The following is a 26,225-nucleotide window of genomic DNA, read 5'->3' as shown; positions in this document are numbered from 1 at the left end:
ATTGTTAATACTTTAATTGAATAAGACATTATATGACTATAAATCGGGCGCAAAGTTAGAAATATTTTCTTGACTGACAAAAGAATAGGAAAATAAAAAGCGGTTTATACATCTATTTTTTGTAATATTGCAACTCCGAAACTTATATTGTTTTTATCATGAACGAAAGATTGAACAAAGTCGAGATACAGCTGAGCTACTTGCCGCTCGTCAATTTCGCGATGCAACAGAACAGAACGCCCGTGATCCACCAGATTACCATCGAAAACATAACGGACGAGCCGCTAAAGGATCTGCGTATTGAAGTCATTCCGGAACCGGACTTCGGGAGTTCCGTCCCGGCTTCGATAGAAGAAATTCCTCCCCGCGGCAGCCTTTCGCTCACTTCCTTCAATCTGACGTTATCGGCCGGCTATTTTGCCCGGCTCACCGAACGCCTGTCGGGCAGCCTGAACGTCGGCATCTACTCCGGAACAGAGCCTGTCTTCGGCCGGAAATACCCCATCGACCTTCTGGCGTACGACCAATGGGGCGGAATCAATGTTTTCCCTCAAATGCTGTCGGCCTATATCACTCCCAACCACCCTGCCCTCTCTCCTATCTTGCACAGGGCGGCTTCCATTTTAGAGGAATGGACCGGCAACCCTTCGCTGAACGAATACCAAAGCCGCAACCCCGACCGGGCAAAGAAGCAGATGGCTGCCGTATACAATGCCATCGCCGAACAATCTGTTATTTACAGCGCTCCGTCTGCCGGGTTCGAAACAAACGGCCAGCGCATACGTCTGGCAAACACGGTGATCTCACAGAAACTGGGAACTTGCCTCGACATGGCATTGCTGTATGCCTCTTGCCTGGAGTCGATCGGCATACATCCTCTCATCATCCTGACCAAGGGACATGCTTTTGCCGGCGGATGGCTGGTTCCCGAAACGTTTCCCGACAGCATCGTAGACGATTCCTCGCTTCTGACTAAACGCACAGCAGAAGGAATCTGCGACATCACGCTCGTAGAAACGACGTGCATGAATCCGGGACAGAGAGCCGACTTCGACCATGCGGTAAAAGCGGCGAACGACAGACTGATCGGAAGTGAAAACTTCCTGTGCGCACTGGACGTAAAGAGAGCGAGACTCTCAGGAGTCCGCCCCATTCCCCAACAGACTCTCAACGGGGAGAATCGGGAAATCAAAGAACAAGAGGAAGACAACGCTCCCGTTTCCGTCCACGCCACTCCTCAAAGCGTCAGCCGGTACGATTTATCGGGCGAAAATACCGGCATTGTGATGACCAAGCAACTTCTATGGGAAAGAAGGTTGCTGGACTTAAGCCTACGGAACAACCTGTTGAATATTCGCGCCACCAAAAACACATTGCAGCTGATACCTACGGATTTTGCAAGTCTGGAGGATGCTCTGGCGGGCGGAGGCGAGTTTCAGATATTGCATCGGCCTGCCGATTGGGAAAATCCGGCTATAGAGTTCGGCATTTATTCCACACTCCACGCAAACGATCCGGTGACCGAACTGGTGAAGTCGGAGCTGGCACAGAAAAGGCTTCGCTCTTACCTGACGGAAAACGATCTCGCGAAAGCGCTTACTCATCTCTATCGAGCGTCGCGCATGTCTATCGAAGAAAACGGAGCGAATACTCTTTATCTGGCAGTCGGCCTTTTGAAATGGTACGAAACGGCGGCGAGCGAACGCCCTCGCTACGCGCCCGTGTTGCTGTTGCCCATCGACATCATCCGCAAGTCGGCGGCCAAAGGGTATGTGATCCGCTTACGGGAAGAAGAGACGATGATGAATATTACCCTGCTCGAAATGTTGCGCCAGAATTTCGGCATTACAATTCCCGGACTGGATCCGCTTCCTGCCGACGACAACGGGGTCGATGTCAAACGAATCTACTCGCTCATCCGGAACAGCATTAAGAACCAACGGAAATGGGATGTGGAGGAGCAGGCGATGCTCGGCATATTCTCGTTCAACAAATTCATTATGTGGAACGACATTCACAATAATTCGTCCAAACTGGCGAAAAATAAAATCGTATCGAGCCTCATCGACGGAAAAATAAAATGGGATGTCGCTGCGGAGCAAGAAGCCGATGCTGCCTCAATGGATAAAAAGCTATCGCCTGCCGACATCTTATTGCCCATCAGTGCGGACTCATCACAGCTGGAAGCGGTTTATGAAGCGGTACACGACAAGACGTTCATATTGCACGGGCCTCCGGGAACCGGCAAATCGCAGACCATCACCAACATCATAGCCAATGCCCTTTACAGAGGGAAGAGGGTTTTATTCGTAGCCGAGAAAATGGCGGCGCTTGCCGTGGTTGAAAAACGAATGAACAGGCTGGGACTGGGAGCCTTTTGCCTCGAGCTGCATTCAAACAAGATGCAGAAGTCGGCCATTATTTCACAACTGAAAGAAACCACCGAACTACTGAAACAAAATCCGCCCGAAGAATTTCGGAAAGAGGCGGAACGGCTGGCTGCACTGCGCAAGGAGTTGGGCGAATATATCGACGCCCTGCACAAAGAATATCCTTTCGGACTTTCCTTATATGAAGCTGTCGTCGGAGAGCAATCGCTCGACACGGAAGCCTCCTTCCGCTTTCCACCGGAACTTTTAGAAACATTGGACAAAGAGAAGTTGTCGCAATGGAAAGACGAAGTGGAACTGCTGGTAAGAACGGCGAATGCAGGCGAACACCCTCACCGACATCCGCTCACGGGAATACAGGTTAACAGCTATTCATTGGATTCCAAAGAAGAAGCGGCACGGCTGTTTGCCGAATTCACCGATTTGTTGCACCGCATTCAGGCAAAAACATCCTCATTCTCCATCTTGCTGAAAGGCATGGAAACGCCGGATACACGCGAAGGATTCCGGATATGGAACACAATTGTTCAAAAGATCAACGAGACTCCGGAGCTGACTCCCGAACTGCTGACAACTCCCCGGCTGAAGGAGACGCTGGACGGGCTACATGCCGCTGCGGTTCACGGAAGGCAACGCGACGCATTCCGAACGGATATCGAACGGGATTTCTTGCATGAAATTCTGAATATCAATGCTGCGCAGTTGCTGAACGAATGGGAGCGAGTATCCGGACAATGGTTCCTGCCACGCTATTTCGGACAGAAAAAAATAAAAAAGGCAATATCGCCATTCGCCTTAAATCCGATAGCGAACGATGAAATCAAAGGAATCCTTCACCGGATCAAACAATACCGGGAAGAAGCCGCATTTGTGGAGAGACATAAAGAGGAACTCTCTGCCCGGTTCGGGAAATACGGGAGAGAAGAAGATTGGGACGCAGTCGACCAAATAATCGACAGCGCCTCCTCCATCCACTCGTTGCTGTTGAGTTACACGAAAGACGCCGCCAAAACCGCAGAAGTGAAGCAAGCGCTGGCAACCCGTTTGTCCGAAGGGGTCGATGTGTTCAGAGACATTCATGCTTCGGAAATCCGCGATTTGCTGCAACTCTCCGAAGCGCTTTCCGCAATGGAACAGAAGCTCGGCACAACCTTGGGAATCTCCGCCGAAACTCTATATGGGGATTCGGGCGGATGGACAGACAGAGCATTGGCGCAAACGAAAACGTGGACAGAAAATCTGCATAGGCTGAAAGAGTGGTATCAATGGCTGGAAGCGGTTCGCAAACTCGAAGCATCGGGTATCGGTTTCGTTGCAAGAGAATACGCGGAGCGACCGATCCCCACCGACGAACTCAACGACCGTTTCCGGAAAAGCCTTTACCGCGACATCACACGGTATATCATTTCCAAAGAGCCGAAACTTGAACTGTTCAATGGCAGAATATTCAATGACGTCATAGCCAAATACAAACAAGTAGCCGCGGAATTCGAAAAAATCACCCGGAAAGAGTTGTTTGCCAAACTGGCTTCCAATATTCCGTCGTTTACGCAAGAAGCCATTCAGAACTCCGAAGTGGGCATTCTTCAGAAGAACATACGGAACAATGCACGAGGAATCTCCATCCGCAAGTTGTTCGACCAAATTCCGACATTGCTGCCTCGCATGTGCCCGTGCATGTTGATGAGCCCCCTATCGGTAGCCCAATATATTGATGCCGATGCAGACCTCTTCGACCTGGTCGTTTTCGACGAAGCTTCCCAGATGCCGACATATGAAGCGGTAGGCGCTATCGCCCGGGGCAAGAACGTAGTGGTTGTGGGAGACCCGAAACAAATGCCTCCCACCAATTTCTTTTCCGTAAACATGGTAGACGAAGAGAATATCGAATTAGAAGATCTGGAAAGTATTCTCGATGACTGCCTCGCTCTCTCCATTCCTTCCAAATATTTGCAATGGCACTACCGGAGCAGGCACGAAAGCCTAATAGCGTTCAGCAACTCCGAGTTCTACGACAACAGGCTAATGACTTTTCCGGCGCCGGACAATATCGAATCCAAAGTGAAGATGGTGGCCATCGAAGGACATTATGACAAGGGCAAGACACGTCAAAACCGTGCAGAGGCGCAAGCGGTGGTGGACGAAATCGCACGCAGGCTGAGGGATGAGGAACTGAGGAAAAGAAGTATCGGGGTAGTGACTTTCAGCATCGTTCAGCAAGCGTTGATCGAAGATTTATTATCGGATCTCTTCATCGCCCACCCCGAGCTTGAAACACTGGCGCTGGAATGCGAAGAACCGCTGTTCATCAAAAATCTGGAAAATGTACAAGGGGATGAGCGGGACGTAATTTTGTTCTCTATCGGATACGGCCCCGACGCGGAAGGACGTGTCAGCATGAATTTCGGACCGCTCAACCGGTTGGGTGGAGAACGGAGGCTGAATGTAGCGGTTTCACGTTCGCGGTACGAAATGCTGATCTTCTCCACTCTGCGTTCGGACATGATCGACCTCAACCGTACATCTTCCGTCGGAGTGGCAGGGCTGAAACGATTCCTCGAATATGCCGAGAAAGGGACAAGGTCGGCGCTTAATACCTACACATCCCGCCCTTCGGACAGAAAGATTTCGATCGAAGAGATCATCGCCGAAAAATTACGCACAATGGGATATACCGTACACACAGACATCGGCTACTCGGGATACAAAATAGATATAGGCATCGTAGACCGCGAACATCCGCAAAAATACCGGGTGGGAATTATTTGCGACGGGAAAAACTACCGACAAACCAAAACCGTGCGCGACCGTGAGATCGTACAGAACGGAGTGTTGAAAGGGCTCGGCTGGAACATCTGCCGCATCTGGACCATGGACTGGTGGGAAAAACCGGACGAGGTGATCGCTTCCATACAACGAGCGATGGAAAACGGCCATGCTGCGGATGATATGCCTCCGGCTCGGAACGAGGAGAAAAAAAGCGTCTCACCGCCCCGCATTGCCGGCAAAGAGATTTCAGGCAGTGCAAACAGCCAATCCCGTCACGAAGAAAATGGAAGAGAAGAATATACGGAGGCGAAACTGACACCGGGAAAGTATCCTTCCGACAAGCTCGCCGCCCCCAGAAGCGCCTCGATACTCGCCTCGCAGGTGCGTAAGATTATAGCATGCGAGGCCCCTATCAGCAAAACGCTGTTGAGCAAGAAAGTGCTTTCGGAATGGGGCATCAACCGCATCGTCCAACGGGCTGAGTTTCCGCTGGCCATCGCTTTCGACGAATCGAATCTTTACCGGACTTTCCACGGAGAGCTCGTAATCTTCTGGAAGAGCGAAGAGCAATACCGCACTTATTCGGCTTACCGCCCCGATTCTGGAAGAGACGCGGCAGACCTTCCACCTGAAGAGGTAGCCAATGCCATCCGCCAACTGGTAAAAGACAGCATCAGCCTTCCTTTACCCGACCTCATCAAGGGCGGAGCCAGATTATTCGGCTTCACCCGGATGGGAACAAACATAGAAGCAGCCATACGGAGAGGTATTCAGGAAGCATCAGCGAGAGGATTTATCAACATAGAGAACGACCGGGTGATGATGCCCGAAGCCTGATTTTACTGGGGCTTCGGGCACGGTTGTTATCTCCTTTTGAGGTTCACCGGACAACAATAGATGAAGACATATGCAGGCTCTTACACTTTTCCGGCATTACTCCGTCTGTACTCCGTAGGCGTGACACCGCAGGCATTCTTGAATGTCCGCACAAAGTTAGAGTAGTCGTTAAAACCACATCTGTCGGCTATCTCTCCGAAACTCATCTGCGAATTTCCGTCAAGAAGGCTCTTGGCTTTCTTGATTTTGATACGCTGGATATAGACCGTCGGGGTGCTGTTTGTGAGAGCATGTATCTTGCGATAAAACTGCCTGTCGCTCATGCACATGGCCGATGCAATCTGCGACACCTCTATTTCCTTTCCACGATTAAGCTGGAGGTATATGACGTCCGACACCTTGGCGAGGAAGCGCATGGCGGCGGCGTTCTTTTGCATGGCTTCCTTCTCTTCGTGGTCCTGATGTACTACCATTATTTGTGCGTATTTCTCGCGCAACAGCCGCCGTCCTTCGAGCAGTTTCTCCACCCTCGTGCGCAGCTCACCGGCATTGAATGGCTTGGCGAGATAGGCGTCGGTCCCGGCTTCCAGTCCGCAGATGCGCTCTTCTTCCGTAATCTTCGCCGTTACCACGATGATGGGAATATGGTCGGTGATTTCATTGCCGCGCACCTGCCGGCACACTTCCAACCCGTCCATGCCAGGCATCATCAGGTCGGTAATGATGAGGTCGGGCACCAGTTTCTGTGCCTTTTCCAGTCCCTCCGCTCCATTGGCAGCATAACTGACGGCGTATCGTCCGGCAAACTGCGAGCCGATGTAGGCGGCAATGTCGCGATTGTCCTCGATGATGAGCAGGCGACACTGTTCATTCTCTCCCCCGCTGTCGGCAAGTGTTGTTTCGGTTTCGGGCAATAGCGGCGTATTGATTTCCGATGTGTCGGCTATTTGCTTGGCTTCGTTGCGTATCGGCATGCTGATATGGAAGGTCGTACCTCTGCCCGCTGTGCTCTCCGCCGCTATCGTTCCTTCCACGGCATCCATAATCTGCTTCACGAGAGCCAGTCCTACACCCGTACCGATGTTCCGTGCGTTACCCTCGCCTTGATAGAACGGTTCGAAGACATGGGCGAGCGTCTCATTGTCCATCCCCCTGCCTGTATCCTCCACATCGATGAACAGTCTTTCATCCTCACGCCATGCTGCCACGCTCACCTTGCCGTATTCCGGGGTGAACTTGAAGGCATTGGAAAGCAGGTTGTTCATCACTTTGTTCACATAGTCGGGCACGAAGTCCATCTCCACCGCCTCCTTGCCGAAGAATTGCAGGTCGATGTTGCGTTTGCGGGCATAGTCGCGGTAGCTCTCCATAATCATCGTGAGGTGTGAGGTGTGCGGTGATGTTGCCGCGCTTCCAGTCGGCATTGCCCACTGCCGATTTTATCTTCGAGATGTCGAGCAGTTGGTTGATAAGCATGAGCAGTCCATTGCCCTGCCGCTCGATGGTCTGTGCCTTGTCCCTAACCTCCGCCGCATCGGTGGTTTGCAGGTCGTGGCTCAGTCCGAGTATCACGGTGAGCGGCGTGCGGAACTCGTGGGTGATGTTGGTGAAGAAATTCTCGCGCAGAGACGAAAGCCGCTTCAAGGTCAGGTGGTTACGTTTTCGGATGCGCTGGATATAGAGAAGCAGGGCTACCAGCCCCGAGAGCGAGACGATCATGATGCCGAAGACGATGTAGCCTGTCTTCTTTGCCACGCGTTCCTGCTCCAGACGCAGCTTCATCCCATTCGTCTCCCTTTCCTGCCGGTTACGCTCGATGTTCAGGCTCGTATTCTGAATGCGGTTCACTTTCTCCATGTCCAGTACGCTGTCCTGCATGGCGGGGGCTTGCTCGTATGAAGCCAATGCCGAACGGCAGTCTCCCGCCCGCTTGTAGTGTTTATAATACAAGGTGTAGATTTCTGCCAAGTGTTCCGGAGACTTGATACTCTCTGCCATCTGCCTTGCCCTGCCAAGGTATTCCATCGCCTTGGTGCTGCTGCCTGTGGTGTGATAGATACCGGCAAGGGCTATGAGCGAGTTCAGCGCATGCCATTCATCTTTAGAGGCTTGCATCAGCCGATAGGCCGTCTGATATTCCTCCGTAGCCTTGTCATATTGTTGTGCTTTCTCGTAGAGCGAGCCGAAGTAGGTGTGGCAAAGCGATATACCGAGGTCGTTGCCTGCCTCCATATTCAGCACCATCGAGCGACGGTAATAGACCCAAGCCGAGTCCGTCTGCCCCCGATGCTCGAAGATGGAGCCGAGGTTGGCGTAGTTGATGGCCAGTCCCAAAGCGCTATCAAGTTCTCGCTCTCCTTTCAGCGCCATGCGCAATACGCTGTTGGCACGTTCGTAGTTACCCAGAGTGAGATAGATGTTTCCCAGTCCGTTGAGCGAGACCACGCGGTTCTTCTTCGCGGTGAACGAAGTATCGGCACATTCCTCGCTCAGTACCCATGCCCGGTAATGATACTCTTGCGCCACATCGAGCACACCCATGCGACGGTAGTCGGTACCGATGTTGTTCAGGGCCTGCACTCATTCTATGGTGTCGCCGATGGCTTCCGCCTGTCGCAGTCCCTCACTGTGGGCGCACAGCGCCTCCTCGAAGCGGCTCTCGTTGCGCAACGCCTTACCCCATTCCCTGAGGGCTACGATGCTGCCCAATATGTCCCCCTCGCTTTCCATACGTTTTTGCAGTAAGGCGAGTGAGTCGGTGGTGCGCACGGCACGCACGATACTGTCTGCTACTTTACGGTCTGCATCGGTAAACATAGCAGGCTTCTTTTCACACGATACAAGCAGGAAAGAGATGAAAATAAACGCGCCTAACGCACTTAAACTCAGCCTGCATTTACCTCGCCCGATGTGAGTTGGAAGCCCCATAACGAAGTTGTAAACGGGGGCCATATTTATAGTGCTGCATGTATGCGATGATTTAGGCTTGTTCATATTTCATTTTTCCACAGTATTGGTTTGACCACCTTCGTTTGTATTTCCACCTTTCGAGGTAGTTGGCAATGCTATGACACGCCATCGTTTGGGGTTGCTTTCTTTCACGATATACCCCTTGCCCGACAGTGTTGCCAGTTGCTTTTGCACAGCCGAGGTGTTGATGCCCAAGAGTGAGGACAATTCTGCATTTGTAACTCTGGGATTATCGGCAAGTATTTGCAGCAGCCGCGGGGTACGCAGACTTCGGAAAGAGATGAGCTCACCGTTGTACCACCATATACGACTTGCATTGCCCTCGACGAAGGCTATGTTCTGCATTAGTTCACCGGCAAGCAGTTTTTCCAGATATGTCGTAAAAGGTTTTATATGCTCCCGTGTGGCGTTTGCGCCATCCGACGGGAAAGAACCCACCCTCGCATCGGCTTCCCTGAGCGCATTGAGGTAGGTATGCTTGTTGCTGCTGCGAACGACTATCATCGGATACCGCTTGCGCAACAGGATAAAGTTCATCAGCAACCGGGCAATGCGTCCGTTACCGTCTTCAAAAGGGTGTATGCGGATGTATCGGTAATGAAACAGCGAGGCAAGTTCTATGGGTGAATACTCATCGGTGTCCGCCACAAGATTGTACCAAGCCACAAGGTCATGCATGAAAGCCGGTGTTTCTTCGGGGGAGGCATAGTCGAAACACTCTCCGGTGGGTGTGATGACAGAGTTCGGGCGGGTCTTGTAGCACCCGGCACGTGCCACGTAACCGGTCTGTATGCCACCGGGCAACTGTCTGAACATCTCGTAGTCCTCCCTCAGCATCGTGTATTGCAGATTGCGGATGAAACCCTCCGTCAGGGGATGGTCGCCCAATGCCTCCGCCTCCATCATCTTCAGGCACACGTTATGCGCTTTCATCTCTTCCAGATCCTTCATCTTGGCAGGGCCGACCACTTCGCCGAGCAGCAGCAACACTTCCGTCTGCCCGTATGTAAGGGTATTTCCCTCGATATGGTTGCTGTTGAAATTGAAGTCAAACATAAACTTTCGCCGAAGCCGTTCCTCGTCTTCCGACGAGAGGGGCTGCATCGACTGCCACTTCTGATAGAGTTCCTGTATCTGTTTCATTCATCGAGCATTAGATTCCACAAAGTTACAAAAAGTTCGGAAACAACCAAAGAGAAAGACCACCTTCTCTTATTTGACTACTGTTTAAGGTGGTGAGAAGCAAAGCTACCTCTATCCGAATATCCCTGTGAATTTGTCTTTGAATTTCTATTCGATGATTCAAAACCAAGGATTGTCAAAATGTGCAAATATGTCAGCACAACCGGCTCGTACACAACTCATTACAGACTAAAAATGTCCGATGATGCAAGATGGGGAAAATGCAGGATGTCCGATGGCGCAAGAATTTTGGCAGGATTTGCAAGGTCGGTTCACCCCTTCATCTTTAGCTTTGTAATGTGACAAGCAACAAAGATGAAACGCTCTCAGACGGATTGAAATAATCCGCTAACTGTTCAAATCATAAAAAGTATGAAGCGGAAGAACGACAGCAGACCCAAGCAACCCTACGATGAAGACTTAGGCTTTCTTGACGACCGAATGCAACTGCTTGACACCGTTCGCCAAATGATAGACATCGAGTTCGAACGGCGTAGATTGCCCGCTGAGGACAACCCTCATCCCGAGAACGCGCCGCCTGAGAATGCAGGACGCGAGCCGCCTGACTGCAAGCCACCCCGCCGCACGCTGTGGCAACGGCTCATAAGTATCTTCACGGGCAACCTGTCATAATTAAGGCATGCAGAACAAGACTATATATATCAACCTTATATATCATTCTTTTAATTCAAAGCAAGTATGAACAAAAAAACGAACAATACCAATAGATTATAGGCTCAAAAAGTTAATCATTTAAAACCTCGCAATAGTATTAAGGTCAATTGCATAAAACTATGGCTAATACTCAACCGATTGTTGCTGTCAAGGACATCACGATTACCAACAAAACGAAAAACAGTATTTCAATTCGTTGGAACAAGGCTACTGACAAGGAAAGCCCTCAAAGTGAGTTGATGTACACCGTCACATGGTGCGTAGCCCCTTACGTATGGGACAACAATATCCGCAAGATAGGTGAAAGGAAATTCGACAACTCCTCCTACACCATTACAGGGCTCAAGCCTAACACTACTTACGAAATTATCGTATATGTGAGAGATCCGAATGGATATGAGAACACGTATGCCCGCACCAAAGTAACCACCCTGCCTGACGCTGTACCCAACATTGCCCCTTACATCCCAAACAAGGTGGTGGTTGTCAGCAGAATCAGTACCAACAGCATTGAACTGTCATGGCAGAAGGCTACGGACAAGGAAACCGCCCAGAAGGATCTTCGCTATGTACTGACATGGACGCAGGGACCGGCATACGATAATGCCAACAGGAAGCAGGGACCTTATCTTAAGGATGCAGATACCTATAAAATAACAGGATTGTTCCCCAATACCAGCTATCACATTACAGTCTGGGTGCATGACGGGGAGAAATTCTCGCAATACAACAGCCTACATGTCACTACCGCAAGTTCAGCAGGCAGTAACACGGATGAGCAGAGACGGAAGGAAATCAATTCCGGACTGGCATCTATAGCCTATCGGCCTGCCGATTTGATAAACAACGACATGTATAATGACAAGACGCAATATCCGGACGCATTTGAAAGCCTGCCGGACAGAGAGTTTGCTTTTATCTTGGACAAGAAACCCGATACATTCAGCGAACGGGAGATATATGTACGTGGAAGTGGATATGAGAATATCTATCCGGGAGCAATACTTGTGGTTGACGACCAAATAACAAGTGGAACTCCACATCCTTTGGGCAGGATTCCAAGAAACAAGATTTCTATTTATGGAGACTTCCTCGCCGGTGGTAATCCTTCCCAGAGTAACGTCAGCCCTAACAATTCTGACGTAAGAGAGGCTACGAATAGAATTATGCAGACTCTGTTAAGGGATTCAAGATACGAAGCTCCGGGCGTACAAAGGCCAAGAACAAAAATCCATACCAGCCAAAAGAGCCTGATGATGGATTTGAATGTAGATTCTTCATTTGCAGGCTGCAATGTCAATGTAAAGGCAAAAGCCTCTTCTTCGGAGCAGTCATTTATTCAGGCTACCACGTTAGACCAAGATTACTTCACCATCAAGTTGAAGGACAACTGGAAACAAGACCCTTCCTCTCTATTCGACAAGAGCGTGACTTGGCAGCAACTCAGCAATGAACTGAGAGGAAAAGCCATTGCTATTGTCACTTCAGTAACCTACGGCAGGACATTCAGCTACATGAAAGAGTATTCTGCAAAGAATTTCACATTTGATTCTTCCCAGAAAGTATCCGGATACGGACAAACGGCAAATGCAAGTCAATCGCTTGCCGAATCCTCAAGCTACACCAACGACGAGATCTTTAACCTCGGAGGTACGGGGTTGACTATAAGTGTTCTGAGAAGCAAACGCAGTCAGGCAGAGTTGGAAAAAGCCATGAGCGACAACATGAAATTCGGGCCAAACAATCAGGGAGTTGTAACGAAATATACGATCCAGCTTATTACCGGAGCGTATCCCGGTAAGATTATCAGACCATTGTACTCCGGAACACAGTACCGGATTGGCTACACACGATGCCCGAGAAGAATATCCGCAAAAATCAATGTGAAAGACGTAAGAATAGCGGACGGCCACGTAAAGGTGCAACTCGATGTGCAGTGCTTCCGTGTAAAAAATGGAACTCCTGTTATTTTTAAGATTGTAAACGGCAACAGCCCGTCGAAGGTGTCAGATCCCTGGTGGTATAAATTCCAAAACAGCAGGACAAGAGAGTACGGCGACCTGCAGCCCGGTGAATATATTTATAAAAATCCCTTATTGCGAATAAGAACCCGATTCAGCAGGATAGACGGCTGGGATGCCCAGGACGAGCGACGGCTTAATCACGGGGAAATAGAAACGGGGGCAATGGAAATCGTACTGAAAGGCAGCGTTTTCAGATCTGTGAGAATCTCTGAAGTAAAGGCTTTATGAGTAATGTGTAACAATAAAAACAGCCTTGACAAAGTAGCGATTTTGTCAGGGCGCCATATCCTGATAAGCACTTAGCCGCGAGAGCACTATCCGGCCGGAAGGTAGTTTGCATACTTATGCGCAAATGCAACGAATTTAACATTGAAAAGAGTAGAAGAAGAAAAAACAAATATAGAAATTTGAGGCATTTGCTGAATATCCCGGACTACCGGTTGAACAGCTCGAATGTGAATTTACAACCTATCTGGTCGAACTTCCAATTTCCGCCTCCCACAAAAAAGCCGAAATCAAAGATATGCGTTCCTATGCCGTATCCCGCTTCCATGTAAGGACGCAAATGAGGCATGGAAAGCGCACTGAGATAAATGCGTTCGTTTTGTACATAGCGGGTACGCTTCACCAGATGCTTCAAAAGCAACAACGGAGCCTCGTAAGTGAAATGCCCTCTTATATACCTTCGGGAAGAGTTATACCAACGCGCGTCGAGCAATTGAAACACGCCGCCGATCTCATCGTTCCAGCCGACAGGCAGATTATGGCGCGAGAAGTGGGCAAAGTCTACAAAATACAATTCATCCTGATTGGTAAACATTCCCATGCCCAAACGATAATAAATATTGTGCATCAGGTCCATTTTCACCTTATGCTGAATATCGAACTCCACCTTCTCATACTCGCCCGTACTGCGAAACACGCCCTTGATGCCGCGTTCGTAATCGACAGAAAACGTAGGATACCGGGAGTACAGATTCATTTTCCGTCTCCCGTTCATATAATAATACATGCCCGGCGTCCACTCCACACGGACATGCGGAGCAAAACTGATATACGTGTTTTTGAACTTGCTCAGAAAATCGGGAGGAGGCAGCGGATGGTTTCCGTTGAAAATAAACTTTGAGCGTTCTACCGCTTTTCGCCGGTGGGCGGAAAATCCCAGATTCAGCTCCAGTCCGTTCACAATCTCACAAGAGTGAAAGACATTCAGATACAAGTCTTTAAAATATTCGAGATGTATCTGGTTGAAGTCGAAAATGCTGTCCGGTATCGCTTTCAGTTCATCCAACACTCTACTGCTGTAAATCCGGTTACCGCTTCCCGTGTTCAGCCTCAATACTCCCCTCTTCTGCGGCCAATATTCAAAAGAGGCGTTCATCGACCAGTAGAATTCTTTACGTGTGAAGTTATATCCGAATTTCGGGACTACCCGCAACAATTTATCCCCCCTGAACAGCCGGTTATAGCGAAAGTCCTGCCGGTAAGAGAGTCCGTTGCTTCCGCTGTAGCTGAACAACAGCGGGTTGATGAACGGTGAGAAGCGAAGGCTCCCTACATTAGCCAAGTTGAATTTATAATCTTCCACCATCAGATCGCCCACCGTTCCCCAAAAAGACTGTCCTTTGGCTTTCTTCATTTTCAATGCGGTGTCTTGCCTCGACTTATACTCCTCATACAGTTCTTTTTCCCCCGCCTCCAAAGGAATGGGGCGCAGCATGGCAAAAACGGAGGGATCCGTTTTATAGGCATTCGTGTCGCATCGCAAAGAAAAAGAGTCCGACAGGTCATAATTCTTCTTTTCTTTCTTGCGCACATTTTTTTCTTTCAGCTCGATAGAATTATAATTCAAAGAGGCCGTATAATTGCCGTCGATCTTATTCCCCACGAAACTGAACGAAGCATTTACGTCATACCTCACCGGCAGAAACTCATCCGGTTTGTTTACATCTCCCATCAGAATCCTGCATTTGAAAGTAATCAACTCCGACCGTCCTTCGAATTCTATTTTTCGTATACTCCACACATTGCCGCTGACAATCATGCACCCGCTCACCAGCTGGTCGCTTTTGGTCTTGGGAGTAAAGCGTATCAGATAATCAAGATTATTCGGATCGCCCATCACGCTGTCTATCCGGTAAACATAATACTTATTCCCGTTTCTGGCGAGAGGAGACAGCAGGCGTTCGTCTTTCAGGAGGGAAGAGGAGTAGATGTTGATATTGAAATATTCGAGCAGTCCCGGCACGCCTTTGGTGCCTCTTATCGTTCCTTGTGCGGCCTTCACCTTCTGGTCGTAAATATTCGGAGCCGTATAATGCAGGTCGCTATACGTTTCGAGCAAATACTCGCGCACCCCCCTTTGCAGCCGGAACATCGAAGGAACGTAGCGAAGGATGAAATTCTTCTTACGGATATGTATTTTTCCTTTTATATACAGTCCCGCACGATACTCATTCACAATCATTTCATAAGAAGGGGCAAAGGTCATCATACGTTCGATGATGGAGTCCACCGATATCCCCTGCCGGGTATAGGGATTCAGCACAACGCTTGCTTCTCCCCTTGCCGGAAACAGAAAAAACAAGCACAATAGCCATCCTGTCAGTATGTTACCTCTCAATGATTGTCACTCCTTAAGTTTATAGTGACACAAATATAGAAAAAGATTATCAAAAGCCAATAATATCCGGTTGCCCTGAACGGCTACGGTACTACCGGCGAAGCCTATCGGAAAACGCCTCTTACAGATAAAATCACACTTTTTTTCAAAATCACCCCTATTTTTTATAGGGTATATTCAAGAAAAACCACTAATTTTGCGCCATCGACCCACAAAAACAACACACCTATGTCAAAAATGAGATTTTTTGCTTTGCAAGAGCTTTCCACCCGGAAGCCTTTGGAAGTGACAGTTCCTTCCAACAAGGTTTCCGACTACTACGGCAGTCATGTATTCGACCGCAAGAAGATGCAGGAGTATCTTCCGAAAGAAGCTTATAAAGCGGTAATAGACGCCAACGAAAAAGGAACACCCATTAACAGGGAAATGGCCGACCTGATAGCCAACGGCATGAAAAGCTGGGCGAAATCGCTCAACGTGACGCACTACACGCACTGGTTTCAGCCATTGACCGACGGAACCGCCGAAAAGCACGACGGCTTCATAGAGTTCGGCGAAGACGGCGAAGTAATCGAACGGTTCTCGGGAAAACTGCTGGTTCAGCAAGAGCCCGATGCGTCTTCTTTTCCCAACGGAGGAATACGCAACACCTTTGAGGCCAGAGGATACACCGCATGGGACGTTTCGTCGCCCGCCTTCATCGTAGACACTACTCTTTGCATACCTACCATATTCATATCGTACACGGGCGAAGCGCTCGACTACAAGACTCCCCTGCTCAAAGCCCTTGCTGCGGTAGACAAGGCGGCAACCGAAGTATCGCAACTCTTCGACAAGAACATTACACGCGTATTTACCAATTTAGGATGGGAGCAGGAATATTTCCTCGTAGATTCTTCCTTATATAATGCACGGCCGGACCTTTGCCTTACCGGACGCACGCTGATGGGACACTCTTCTGCCAAAGACCAACAATTGGAGGATCATTATTTCGGCTCCATCCCTCCCCGTGTGACTGCTTTCATGAAAGAGCTCGAGATCGAGTGCCACAAGCTGGGAATTCCCGCCAAAACACGCCACAACGAAGTGGCGCCCAACCAATTCGAACTGGCTCCGGTGTTCGAAAACTGCAACCTGGCCAACGACCACAACCAGCTCGTAATGGACCTGATGAAACGCATTGCCCGCAAGCATCATTTCAACGTATTGCTACACGAAAAACCTTACAACGGAGTAAACGGATCGGGGAAGCACAACAATTGGTCGTTATGTACAGATACCGGAGTCAACCTCTTCGCTCCCGGAAAGAACCCGAAAGGCAATATGCTGTTTCTTACTTTCCTTGTAAACGCACTGATGATGGTTTATAAGAATCAGAATTTGCTACGTGCCTCGATCATGAGCGCAGGCAACAGCCACCGGCTGGGAGCCAATGAAGCCCCTCCGGCCATCCTGTCGTGTTTTTTAGGCAAAGAGCTTTCGGGCACTCTCGACGAAATCGTGCGCCAGGTAGGCAATGACAAAATGACCCCCGAAGAGAAGACCACTTTAAAGCTCGGCATCGGCAGGATTCCCGAAATTCTGCTCGACACGACCGACCGCAACCGCACTTCTCCTTTCGCCTTCACCGGAAACCGTTTCGAGTTCCGTGCGGCAGGCTCTTCCTCAAACTGTGCGGCCGCCATGATAGCTATCAATGCCGCCATGGCAAACCAGTTGAATGAATTCCGCGCCTCTGTCGAAAAGTTGATGGAAGAAGGCGTGGGCAAAGATGAGGCCATCTTCCGTATTCTGAAAGAAACCATCATAGCCTCCGAACCCATCCGTTTCGAAGGCGACGGATATTCCGAAGAGTGGAAGCAGGAAGCCGCCCGTCGCGGACTGACAAACATCTGCCACGTGCCGGAGGCTCTGATGCACTATGTCGACAACCAATCGAAAGCCGTGCTCATCGGCGAACGCATCTTCAATGAAACGGAGCTGAACTGCCGCTTGGAGGTAGAGCTCGAAAAATACACCATGAAGGTGCAGATAGAAAGCCGCGTGTTGGGCGACCTGGCCATCAACCATATCGTCCCTATCGCCGTGGCTTACCAAAACCGGCTTCTCGAAAACCTGCGCGGCTTGAAAGAGGTTTTCTCCGCTGAGGAATACGAACAGATGAGTGCCGACCGCAAAGACTTGATCCGTGAAATATCACGCAGAGTTACGGCAATCAAAATATTGGTGTACGAAATGACCGAAGCCCGCAAAGTGGCCAACCACAAAGAAAATTACAAGGAAAAAGCATTCGATTACGAAGAAAAAGTACGGCCGTACCTCGACAAGATACGCGACCATATCGACCATCTTGAAATGGAAGTGGACGATGAGATATGGCCGTTGCCCAAATACAGAGAATTGCTGTTCGCCAAATAGCATTTCTCCGGCCACCGGCAGTAAGGCTCCATCGCGAGCTTGCTTCCGGTTGCCGGTTTTAAACATGAATCAAATCACCCTTTCACCCTCCTTTTTCTCTTTATCCGTTTTTTTTCTCACTTTTTATTTTTACTTTTGTGCTGTATAACACAGTTTTGTAGTACTCATGGTAAAAATAAACATATCAGACATCAATGTTTCGGAACCGCTATCCGATATGTTAGCTCCTTTGAACAGCGAGCAAAGGGAGTTCTTGATGAATAATTACACGATACAGACCTACAAAAAAAACGAAATCATCTATTGCGAAGGCGAAACGCCCCGGCAACTCATGTGCCTCATCAGCGGAAAGGTGAAGATATTCAAGGATGGTGTCGGAGGCAGAAGCCAGATTATACGCATGATCAAGCCGCGTGAATATTTCGCTTACCGGGCCTATTTTGCCAAAGAAGACTTTGTCACCGCCGCCGCCGCCTTCGAACCCTCCGTGGTCTGCTTAATTCCTATGAGTGTTATCGCCACTTTGATAGTCCAGAACAACAATCTGGCAATGTTCTTTATCCGCCAGCTATCCATCGATCTGGGCATATCCGACGAGCGCACGGTCAACCTGACGCAAAAACACATCCGCGGACGCCTGTCCGAATCATTGCTGTTTCTCAAAGAAAACTACGGGCTGGAAGAAGACGGATCTACCTTAAGCATTTACCTCTCGCGGGAAGATCTGGCCAACCTCTCCAATATGACAACCTCCAACGCCATACGTACCCTTTCTCAGTTTGCCACAGAACGGTTGATAACCATCGACGGAAGAAAAATCAAGATCATAGACGAAGAAAGATTGAAGAAGATCAGCAAAATCGGATAATAAAGAATAAGGTAGATACAAGAGCGCAAACAGGAGTACTGACAAATGTAGATGCTAAGACCGGGAAAACAAGAATGATAGATCAGGCAACCATCGACCGCATTCTGGACGCCGCACAAATCGTAGACGTGGTGTCCGAGTTCGTCACGCTGCGCAGGCGCGGAGTGAACTATGTCGGCCTTTGCCCGTTTCATAACGAGAAGACACCTTCTTTCAGCGTATCTCCCGCCAAAGGGCTTTGCAAATGTTTCAGCTGCGGAAAAGGCGGAAATGTCGTGCACTTCATCATGGAGCACGAACAGATGACTTATTACGAGGCCTTGAAGTTTCTGGCCAAGAAATACAACATCGAGATACAGGAAAGGGAGCTGACCGACGAGGAGAAACTGGCGCAGTCGTTGCGCGAAAGCCTGTTCATCGTCAACAGCTTTGCCCGCGACTATTTTCAGGAGACACTGAAGAATCATGCCGAAGGGCGTAGCGTCGGCATGGCTTATCTCCGCCAACGCGGATTCCGCGACGACATTATCGAGAAATTCCAACTCGGATATTGCACCGAAAGCCACGACGCAATGGCGCAGGAGGCTTTGCGCAAAGGGTACAGGAAAGAGTTTCTCGTGAAGACGGGCATCTGCTACGAAACCGACGACCACCGGCTGCGCGACCGTTTCTGGGGACGCGTCATCTTTCCCGTGCATACGCTTTCGGGTAAGGTGGTGGCTTTCGGCGGACGGGTGTTGAGCAACGCGACGAAGGGCGTGAAAGTGAAATACGTCAATTCGCCCGAATCGGAAATATACCATAAGAGCAACGAACTGTACGGCATTTTTTTCGCCAAGCAGGCAATCGTGAAGCAAGACCGCTGCTTCCTCGTCGAAGGATATACGGATGTCATCTCCATGCACCAGTCGGGTGTGGAGAACGTGGTGGCCTCTTCGGGAACGGCGCTCACGCCGGGACAGATTCGCCTGATTCACCGCTTCACCAATAACATTACCGTGCTCTACGACGGCGACCTTGCAGGCATCCGCGCCTCTATCCGCGGCATCGACATGCTGCTGGAAGAGGGAATGAACATCAAGGTGTGCCTGCTCCCCGACGGCGACGACCCTGATTCATTCGCCCGAAAGCACAATTCCGAAGAGTTTCAGAACTTTATCCGCGAAAACGAAAAAGATTTCATCCGCTTCAAGACCGACTTGCTGATGGAGGACGCGGGAAAGGATCCGATAAAGCGTGCCGAACTGATAGCGAACATCGTACGGAGCATTTCGGTGATACCGGAGGCCATCGTACGCGACGTGTACATCAAAGAGTGCGGGCAGCAACTGCATCTGGAAGAAAAACTTCTGGTGGCGGAGGTCGCCAAAATGAGGGAAGCGCAAGCCGAAAAAGCGAACAAACCGATCGTCAGCAACACCGCATCGCAAGAAAACACACCGCCCGGCGCCGATATTCCGAATGCGGAGAACCCGCTGCCGGAAGACGCGTACACCTCTTTCATCCCGCAACAGGGACAGGAGGGACGGGAGTTTTACAAATTCGAACGGCTGATACTGACCGCCATCGTGCGCTACGGCGAACAGGTGATGTGCGAGCTGACCGATGACGACGGAGCATCAACCGCCATTACCGTGATAGAATACGTGGAAAGCGAACTGAAAGAAGACAGTCTGGCGTTTCACAATCCGCTGCACAGGCGCATGCTGGCAGAGGCGGTCGCCCACCTGCACGACGACGGATTCACCGCCGAAAGGTATTTCCTTTCCCATTCCGACGCGGCTATCAGCAAGCTGAGCGCAGACCTGATCGATGTGCGCTACCGGCTCAGCAAGTATCACTCCAAACTTCAAAAGATTGTGGCGGACGAAGAGCGGCTTTACGAGATAGTGCCCCGCCTGATGGGAGATTTCAAAAACGCCATTGTGACCGAGGAGCTGAAGCATATGCTCCTTGCCCTGCAAGACCCCGAGCTTGCCCGCGACAACGAGAAATGCAACTCGCTGATGGAACGGTACAACGATTTGAGAAGCATACAGAGCATGATGGCCAAACGTCTTGGCGACCGTGTCGTGTTAAGATAATCCCGCCACAGCTTCTGCCAGCCGTTCCAGCGCCTGCCGGAGCACAGCCCGCGGACAGCCCACGTTCAGGCGCATGAATCCTTCGCCTTCCCTGCCGAATGTAGATCCTTCATTCAATGCCAACCGGGCATCTTCCACAAAAAGACGATGAAGCTCCTCGCGGTTCAGTCCCAACCCCCGGCAATCGAGAAAAACAAGAAAAGACGCTTGCGGACGAATGGCGCTGATGCCGGGAATATGCTCCCGCAGGTAACTCTCCGTGAAATCGATATTCTCGCCGATGTACGCCAACAGCCGGTCGAGCCACTCCCCTCCTCCGTTGTAGGCGGCGGCCACGCTCAGGTAGGCGAACAAATGCCCGGTACAGAACTCTCCGGCTTCCATGTATTGCCGGAAACGTTCGCAGATTTCTTCATTTTCGATCACGGCGTACGAAGAAGCCAGTCCCGCCATGTTGAAAGCCTTGCTGGGCGACATGAACACCAGCGAGTTCATACGCGCCCGTTCGGAAGCCGAAGCAAACGCCACATGCTTGTAAGGCGGCAGTGTAAGGTCGGCATGAATCTCGTCGGAAACGACCAGCGTTCTGTTCTCGTAGCAGATGTCGGCGATGCGCGCCAGCTCTTCACGCGTCCATACCCTCCCTCCGGGGTTATGAGGATTGCAAAGAATAAGCAGTTTGCAGCCCCGCACATCATGGGGCAAGCGTTCGAAGTCGATTTCGTACCGGCCGTCTTTAAGTTGCAACGGACTGAACACCACTTCCCGCCCGGTGCATTGCGTCACCGAAAAAAACGGCGGATAGACCGGCGGCATCACCATCACCTTATCCGCCTTCTCGGTAAAGCAATGGATGGCGAAAGCCAGACCGCGCACAATGCCCGGCGTAAAAGTCAGCATCCGTTCGGTCACCGCCCATCCGTGACGCTCTTTCAGCCAGCGGACAATCGACTCTCCCCACTCCTTGCAGGGCATGGTGTATCCCAACACTTCGTGCTCCAGACGCTTTTTCAGCGCTTCTATCACGCAGGGAGCCGTGCGGAAATCCATATCCGCCACCCACATCGGCATCAGATCGTTCCGTCCCCAAACGGCTTCCACCCCGTCCCATTTCACGGAGTCTGTGCCGCTGCGGTCTATTATTTCATCGAAATTATAATTCATGCGAGAGATTGTTTTTCTATGTTATGTCAGGCAAAAATAGTACTTTTGTATGCAATTCAAAAAAGAAATCATGACGAAAGCTTTATTTTTCGATATCGACGGAACACTGGTCAGCTTCAAGACCCACCGCATCCCGTCTTCCACCGTTCGGGCCATCGAGGCCGCCCATAAAAAGGGAGTCAAGGTGTTTATCGCCACCGGCCGTCCGGATGCCATCATCAACAATCTTTCCGAACTCCAAGAGCGGAACCTCATCGACGGTTACATTACGATGAACGGCGCCTATTGTTTTGTAGGCAACAAAGTAATCTACAAAAGCGCCATCCGCCGCGAAGAGGTGGAAACTATGGCGAAGTTCTGCCGACAGAAAGAGGCCCCCTGCATCTTCGTGGAAGAAAAGGATATCTTCATGTATCAGCCCAACGAATCGTTACGCCACATTTTCCAAGATTTACTGCACGTAAAAGCAATGCCGACCGTCGCGTCCTTCGAAGAGGTGATACGGAAAGAAATATTTCAAATGACTCCATTGATCACAGAGGAGGAAGAAAAAGAGCTGCTTCCCTACATCCCCAATTGCGAAATAAGCCGTTGGTATCCGGCCTTTGCCGACATCACCGCAAAAGGCAACACCAAGCAGAAAGGAATCGATGCCATCATCGGGCATTTCGGCCTGAAACTCGAAGAAACAATGGCTTTCGGCGATGGAGGAAACGACATCAGCATGCTCCGCCATGCGGCCGTCGGGGTAGCCATGGGGCAGGCCAGAGACGAAGTGAAAGCAGCGGCGGATTATGTCACCGCGCCGGTCGACGAAGACGGAATCAGCCTTGCGCTGAAACATTTCGGCATAATCGAATAACCGGACAATGCAGGTCGATACCGACAATACCGCTTTTCAGGATGCGCTGAACCTGATTCAGTACACCCGCCGATCGGTTTTCCTCACCGGAAAGGCGGGCACGGGAAAGTCTACATTTCTCCGCTACGTTTGCGAGCATACCAAAAAGAAACACGTGGTGCTCGCTCCCACAGGCATTGCCGCCATCAATGCGGGCGGAAGCACGATGCACAGTTTTTTCAAGCTTCCTTTTTATCCGCTACTGCCCGACGATCCGAATTTGAGCCTGCAAAAAGGACGCATCCACAACTTCTTTAAATACACCAAACATCACCGGAAGCTGCTGGAACAGATAGAATTGGTGATTATCGACGAGATTTCGATGGTCAGGGCAGATATAATCGACGCCATCGACCGCATCCTGAGGGTATATTCGCACAATCTCCGCGAACCTTTCGGCGGCAAGCAGTTGCTGTTGGTGGGCGATGTGTTTCAGTTGGAGCCGGTGGTGAAGGCTGACGAACGGGAGATTCTCAACCGTTTCTATCCCACTCCCTATTTCTTCTCGGCGCATGTTTTCGCGCAGATAGACCTTGTTTCCATCGAACTGCAGAAGGTATACCGGCAGTCCGATCCCGTCTTTGTGGGCGTGCTCGACCGCATCCGCACAAACAATGCCGGGGCTGCCGACCTTCAACTGCTCAACACCCGCTACGGCACCCGGATTGAAGAGTCGGAGGAGGACATGTATATCACGCTCGCCACGCGGAGGGATACGGTGGACGGGATCAATGAGAAGAAGCTCGCCGAACTGCCGGGCGACCCGCTGGTGTTTGAGGGCGAAATAAACGGCGACTTCCCCGAAAGCAGCCTGCCCACTTCGCAAGAGCTGGTGCTGAAGCCCGGCGCACAGGTCATTTTTATCAAAAACGACTTCGACCGCCGATGGGTAAACGGAACCATCGGAACGGTAGCAGGCATCGACGAGGAGAACGACACCATCTACGTGATAACCGACGACGGCAAGGAGTGCGACGTAAAGCGCGAGTCGTGGCGCAACATCCGCTACCGATACAACGAAAAGAAGAAAGAAATCGAAGAAGAGGTGCTGGGCACTTTCACCCAATATCCCATCCGTCTGGCATGGGCCATAACCGTTCATAAAAGCCAGGGGCTGACTTTCAGCCGGGTGGTGATCGACTTCACCGGCGGCGTGTTTGCCGGCGGACAGACATACGTTGCCCTGAGCCGTTGCACTTCGCTGGATGGTATCCGGCTAAAGAAGCCTGTCAATCGCGCCGACATTTTTGTCCGTCAGGAGATTGTCAACTTCGCACGGAAGTTCAACGACCGCCAAGCCATCGAGAAGGCTCTGAAACAAGCGCAGGCGGATGTGCAATATGCCGCTGCCGCCCGCGCGTTCGACAAGGGAGACATGGAAGAGTGTCTGGAACAGTTCTTTCGAGCCATCCACTCCCGGTACGACATCGAAAAGCCCGTTGCCCGCCGATTGATCCGCAGAAAATTGGGAATTATCAATACGCTGAAAGAGAAGAACAGCCGTCTTCAGGAAGAAATGCGCCGGCAACAGGAACGCCTGCGCAAGTATGCCCGCGAATACCTGCAAATGGGAAACGAGTGCATCACGCAGGCGCACGATTCGCGTGCCGCCATTGCCAACTACGACAAAGCGATCAGTCTCGATCCCGGTTATACCGACGCCTGGATACGCAAAGGAATCACGCTGTTCAACAACCAATCGTATGCAGAGGCCGAGCATTGTTTCAGCACAGCCGTCGGTCTGCGCCCCATGGAATTCAAAGCCTTCTACAATCGCGGGAAACTTCGCCTGAAAACCGGCAATACGGAAGGAGCCGTGTCCGACTTGGATAAAGCCACCACCCTGAAACCCGGTCATGCAGGCGCGCACCAACTGTTCGGAGACGCACTGTCGAAGGCAGGGAAAGAGGACGAAGCTGCGCTTCAATGGAGGATTGCGGAAGAGCTCAGACAAGGCAAAGCAAGAGATTAGCTCCGGGTCGCGTGATGATCCGTTTCAATGAAATGATAATCCGCTTCATATGGAATATACACATGTGACGCTCAATGACATTCTCCCGCAGCAGAGAAAAACAGAGGGGGCGGCGGATGTAGAAAAAGGCGGCGGGCTCTGAAAAAAAGCCCGTGGGCTTTGAAAAAAAGGCGGCGGGCTTTGAAAAAAAGGCGGCGGGCTTTGGAAGCAGACACGGCGGGCTTTGTGATAATGGCAATCGTCGTAACGGAAAGATGCACAAGGAGGTTCAGACACCACTCGGCGAAGTGACCATTTCAACACCAAGAGACCGTAATGCAAGTTACGATCCTCAGTTTATTAAGAAGCGTGAAACTATCCTTGCAGAGGGCGTTGCAAACCGTATTATCGGCTTATATGCTTTTGGTAAGAGCACACGTGAAATCAGTGACCGGATGGAAGAGAACTTAGGTAACCGTGTTTCTGCTGAAACTATCAGCAGTATTACCGACCGTGTGCTGCCTGAGATAAAAGCCTGGAAGTCACGCATGCTTGATCCTGTTTATCCAATAGTCCGGATGGATGCCATTCATTACAAGGTAACAGATGAACGAGGCTGTGCAGTTACCCCTACCATTTATAATGTTCTTGGCATTGATAAGGAAGGCCACAAGAACGTTCTTGGTATGTATGTATATATAGAAAGAGAGGTGAAGGAGCTAACTTTTGGCTGAGTGTCCTTACAGACCTTCAAAACCGTGGTGTTGAAGACATCCTTATTGCCTGTGTAGACGGTTTGAAAGGCTTCCCTGAAGCCATACAGAGCGTTTATCCTGATACTGTTGCTCAACTTTGCATCGTACATCAAATCAGAAATTCCATCAAATACATCGGTTCTAAGAACCGGAAAGAGTTCCTCAAGGATCTGAAATGCGTATACCAGGCTGTTAGTAAAGACGCAGCTGAAGACGAACTTAAGAAACCGGATCAAAAGTGGGGTGAACTTTATCCTATTGTTATCAAGTCATAGCAGGGCAACCGGGATAGGCCCTCTGAGTACTTCCAATTCACATCTGGTATACGTAAACTAATATACACAACCAACACTGTCGAAGGATATCATCGCCGGATCCGTAAAGTTACAAAAAACAAGGGCGTGTTCCCTACAGACACCGCCCTTGAAAAGTTAGTTTATCTTGCTTATCTAATATACGGAAGAAATGGCCTATGCCGCAGGCAAATTGGGGTACCATATCAAAACAATTAGCAATAAAATTTGGAGAGAGATTTAAGTTGTTGTAATTTTACGCTCGTCGGGACGGGTGGTCCCGCCCTTTGCCGCCAAGCGATCCCCGACCGATGAGTTTTA

At 50.3% G+C, this 26,225-nt stretch carries 12 protein-coding genes and 2 pseudogenes; 9 read left to right on the top strand and 5 right to left on the bottom strand.

Features of this window, described 5'->3' with window-relative positions:
* Positions 1 to 158: 158 nt before the first annotated feature.
* Positions 159 to 5,996, top strand: coding sequence for a DUF3320 domain-containing protein (locus tag GGR07_RS00165; RefSeq protein WP_122056527.1), 5,838 nt, complete (start codon positions 159 to 161; stop codon positions 5,994 to 5,996).
* Between the two features lie 80 nt (positions 5,997 to 6,076).
* Here the strand turns inward: GGR07_RS00165 and GGR07_RS00160 are convergent.
* The 3 genes and pseudogenes from GGR07_RS00160 to GGR07_RS00155 all read right to left on the bottom strand — a co-directional run bounded on the left by GGR07_RS00160 (position 6,077) and on the right by GGR07_RS00155 (position 10,109).
* Positions 6,077 to 8,537: pseudogene (locus GGR07_RS00160) on the bottom strand (hybrid sensor histidine kinase/response regulator transcription factor).
* A 39-nt stretch (positions 8,538 to 8,576) separates the two neighbouring features.
* On the bottom strand, positions 8,577 to 8,990 hold the full coding sequence (locus GGR07_RS14205) for a hypothetical protein (RefSeq protein ID WP_147298138.1): 414 nt from the start codon (positions 8,988 to 8,990) through the stop codon (positions 8,577 to 8,579).
* Positions 8,991 to 8,993: 3 nt separating this feature from the next.
* A complete protein-coding gene (locus tag GGR07_RS00155; protein WP_122056525.1) occupies positions 8,994 to 10,109 on the bottom strand; it encodes a Fic family protein in 1,116 nt (371 codons plus the stop codon).
* Between the two features lie 411 nt (positions 10,110 to 10,520).
* On the opposite strand from GGR07_RS00155, the gene GGR07_RS00150 reads away from it, so the two are divergent.
* Positions 10,521 to 10,781: a hypothetical protein gene (locus tag GGR07_RS00150; protein WP_034543514.1), complete on the top strand. Its 261-nt coding sequence runs from the start codon at positions 10,521 to 10,523 to the stop codon at positions 10,779 to 10,781.
* 161 nt (positions 10,782 to 10,942) lie between these two features.
* On the top strand, positions 10,943 to 13,075 hold the full coding sequence (locus GGR07_RS00145) for a thiol-activated cytolysin family protein (protein WP_122056524.1): 2,133 nt from the start codon (positions 10,943 to 10,945) through the stop codon (positions 13,073 to 13,075).
* A gap of 205 nt (positions 13,076 to 13,280) precedes the next feature.
* On the opposite strand, the gene GGR07_RS00140 is transcribed toward GGR07_RS00145, so the two are convergent.
* Entirely contained in the window at positions 13,281 to 15,392 is a 2,112-nt protein-coding gene (locus GGR07_RS00140; RefSeq protein ID WP_221213929.1) for a DUF5686 family protein, read from the bottom strand.
* A gap of 306 nt (positions 15,393 to 15,698) precedes the next feature.
* Here GGR07_RS00140 and GGR07_RS00135 point away from each other — a divergent pair, with 306 nt between their 5' ends.
* From GGR07_RS00135 to dnaG, 3 genes are all read left to right on the top strand, one after another.
* Positions 15,699 to 17,888, top strand: a complete 2,190-nt coding sequence (locus GGR07_RS00135) for a glutamine synthetase III family protein (RefSeq protein ID WP_122056523.1) — start codon at positions 15,699 to 15,701, stop codon at positions 17,886 to 17,888.
* Positions 17,889 to 18,054: 166 nt separating this feature from the next.
* Positions 18,055 to 18,756 carry a Crp/Fnr family transcriptional regulator gene (locus GGR07_RS00130; RefSeq protein ID WP_021644559.1) on the top strand — a complete coding sequence of 234 codons (702 nt, stop codon included), beginning with the start codon at positions 18,055 to 18,057 and terminating at the stop codon, positions 18,754 to 18,756.
* Between the two features lie 74 nt (positions 18,757 to 18,830).
* Positions 18,831 to 20,840, top strand: coding sequence for a DNA primase (dnaG, locus tag GGR07_RS00125; protein WP_021644560.1), 2,010 nt, complete (start codon positions 18,831 to 18,833; stop codon positions 20,838 to 20,840).
* Here dnaG and GGR07_RS00120 read toward each other — a convergent pair.
* Positions 20,832 to 22,004 (bottom strand): MalY/PatB family protein, encoded by a 1,173-nt coding sequence (locus tag GGR07_RS00120; protein ID WP_021644561.1) that lies wholly within the window; start codon positions 22,002 to 22,004, stop codon positions 20,832 to 20,834. The two genes, dnaG and GGR07_RS00120, sit on opposite strands and share 9 nt — an antisense overlap.
* Positions 22,005 to 22,074: 70 nt before the next feature.
* On the opposite strand from GGR07_RS00120, the gene GGR07_RS00115 reads away from it, so the two are divergent.
* The 3 genes and pseudogenes from GGR07_RS00115 to GGR07_RS00105 all read left to right on the top strand — a co-directional run.
* Positions 22,075 to 22,866: a Cof-type HAD-IIB family hydrolase gene (locus GGR07_RS00115; RefSeq protein ID WP_034543537.1), complete on the top strand. Its 792-nt coding sequence runs from the start codon at positions 22,075 to 22,077 to the stop codon at positions 22,864 to 22,866.
* A gap of 7 nt (positions 22,867 to 22,873) precedes the next feature.
* Positions 22,874 to 24,877 (top strand): AAA family ATPase, encoded by a 2,004-nt coding sequence (locus GGR07_RS00110; RefSeq protein WP_021644563.1) that lies wholly within the window; start codon positions 22,874 to 22,876, stop codon positions 24,875 to 24,877.
* A 233-nt stretch (positions 24,878 to 25,110) separates the two neighbouring features.
* Positions 25,111 to 26,158 (top strand): annotated as a pseudogene (locus GGR07_RS00105) (IS256 family transposase); the annotation flags it as partial.
* Between the last annotated feature and the right edge of the window lie 67 nt (positions 26,159 to 26,225).

The sequence above is a fragment of the Bacteroides pyogenes genome (assembly GCF_014196225.1).
GTDB lineage: Bacteria > Bacteroidota > Bacteroidia > Bacteroidales > Bacteroidaceae > Bacteroides > Bacteroides pyogenes_A.
Note: the sequence above shows the minus strand (reverse complement) of the source record. Positions and strands in the feature narration are given on the sequence as shown.

Bases quoted from the DNA above. Each gene is read 5' to 3' on its own strand.
- GGR07_RS00120 (WP_021644561.1), bottom strand. From the start codon at position 22,004: ATGAATTATAATTTCGATGAAATAATAGACCGCAGCGGCACAGACTCC.
- dnaG (WP_021644560.1), top strand. From the start codon at position 18,831: ATGATAGATCAGGCAACCATCGACCGCATTCTGGACGCCGCACAAATC.
- GGR07_RS00155 (WP_122056525.1), bottom strand. From the start codon at position 10,109: ATGAAACAGATACAGGAACTCTATCAGAAGTGGCAGTCGATGCAGCCC.
- GGR07_RS00165 (WP_122056527.1), top strand. From the start codon at position 159: ATGAACGAAAGATTGAACAAAGTCGAGATACAGCTGAGCTACTTGCCG.
- GGR07_RS00135 (WP_122056523.1), top strand. From the start codon at position 15,699: ATGTCAAAAATGAGATTTTTTGCTTTGCAAGAGCTTTCCACCCGGAAG.
- GGR07_RS00110 (WP_021644563.1), top strand. From the start codon at position 22,874: ATGCAGGTCGATACCGACAATACCGCTTTTCAGGATGCGCTGAACCTG.
- GGR07_RS00130 (WP_021644559.1), top strand. From the start codon at position 18,055: ATGGTAAAAATAAACATATCAGACATCAATGTTTCGGAACCGCTATCC.
- GGR07_RS00145 (WP_122056524.1), top strand. From the start codon at position 10,943: ATGGCTAATACTCAACCGATTGTTGCTGTCAAGGACATCACGATTACC.
- GGR07_RS00115 (WP_034543537.1), top strand. From the start codon at position 22,075: ATGACGAAAGCTTTATTTTTCGATATCGACGGAACACTGGTCAGCTTC.
- GGR07_RS14205 (WP_147298138.1), bottom strand. From the start codon at position 8,990: ATGAACAAGCCTAAATCATCGCATACATGCAGCACTATAAATATGGCC.
- GGR07_RS00150 (WP_034543514.1), top strand. From the start codon at position 10,521: ATGAAGCGGAAGAACGACAGCAGACCCAAGCAACCCTACGATGAAGAC.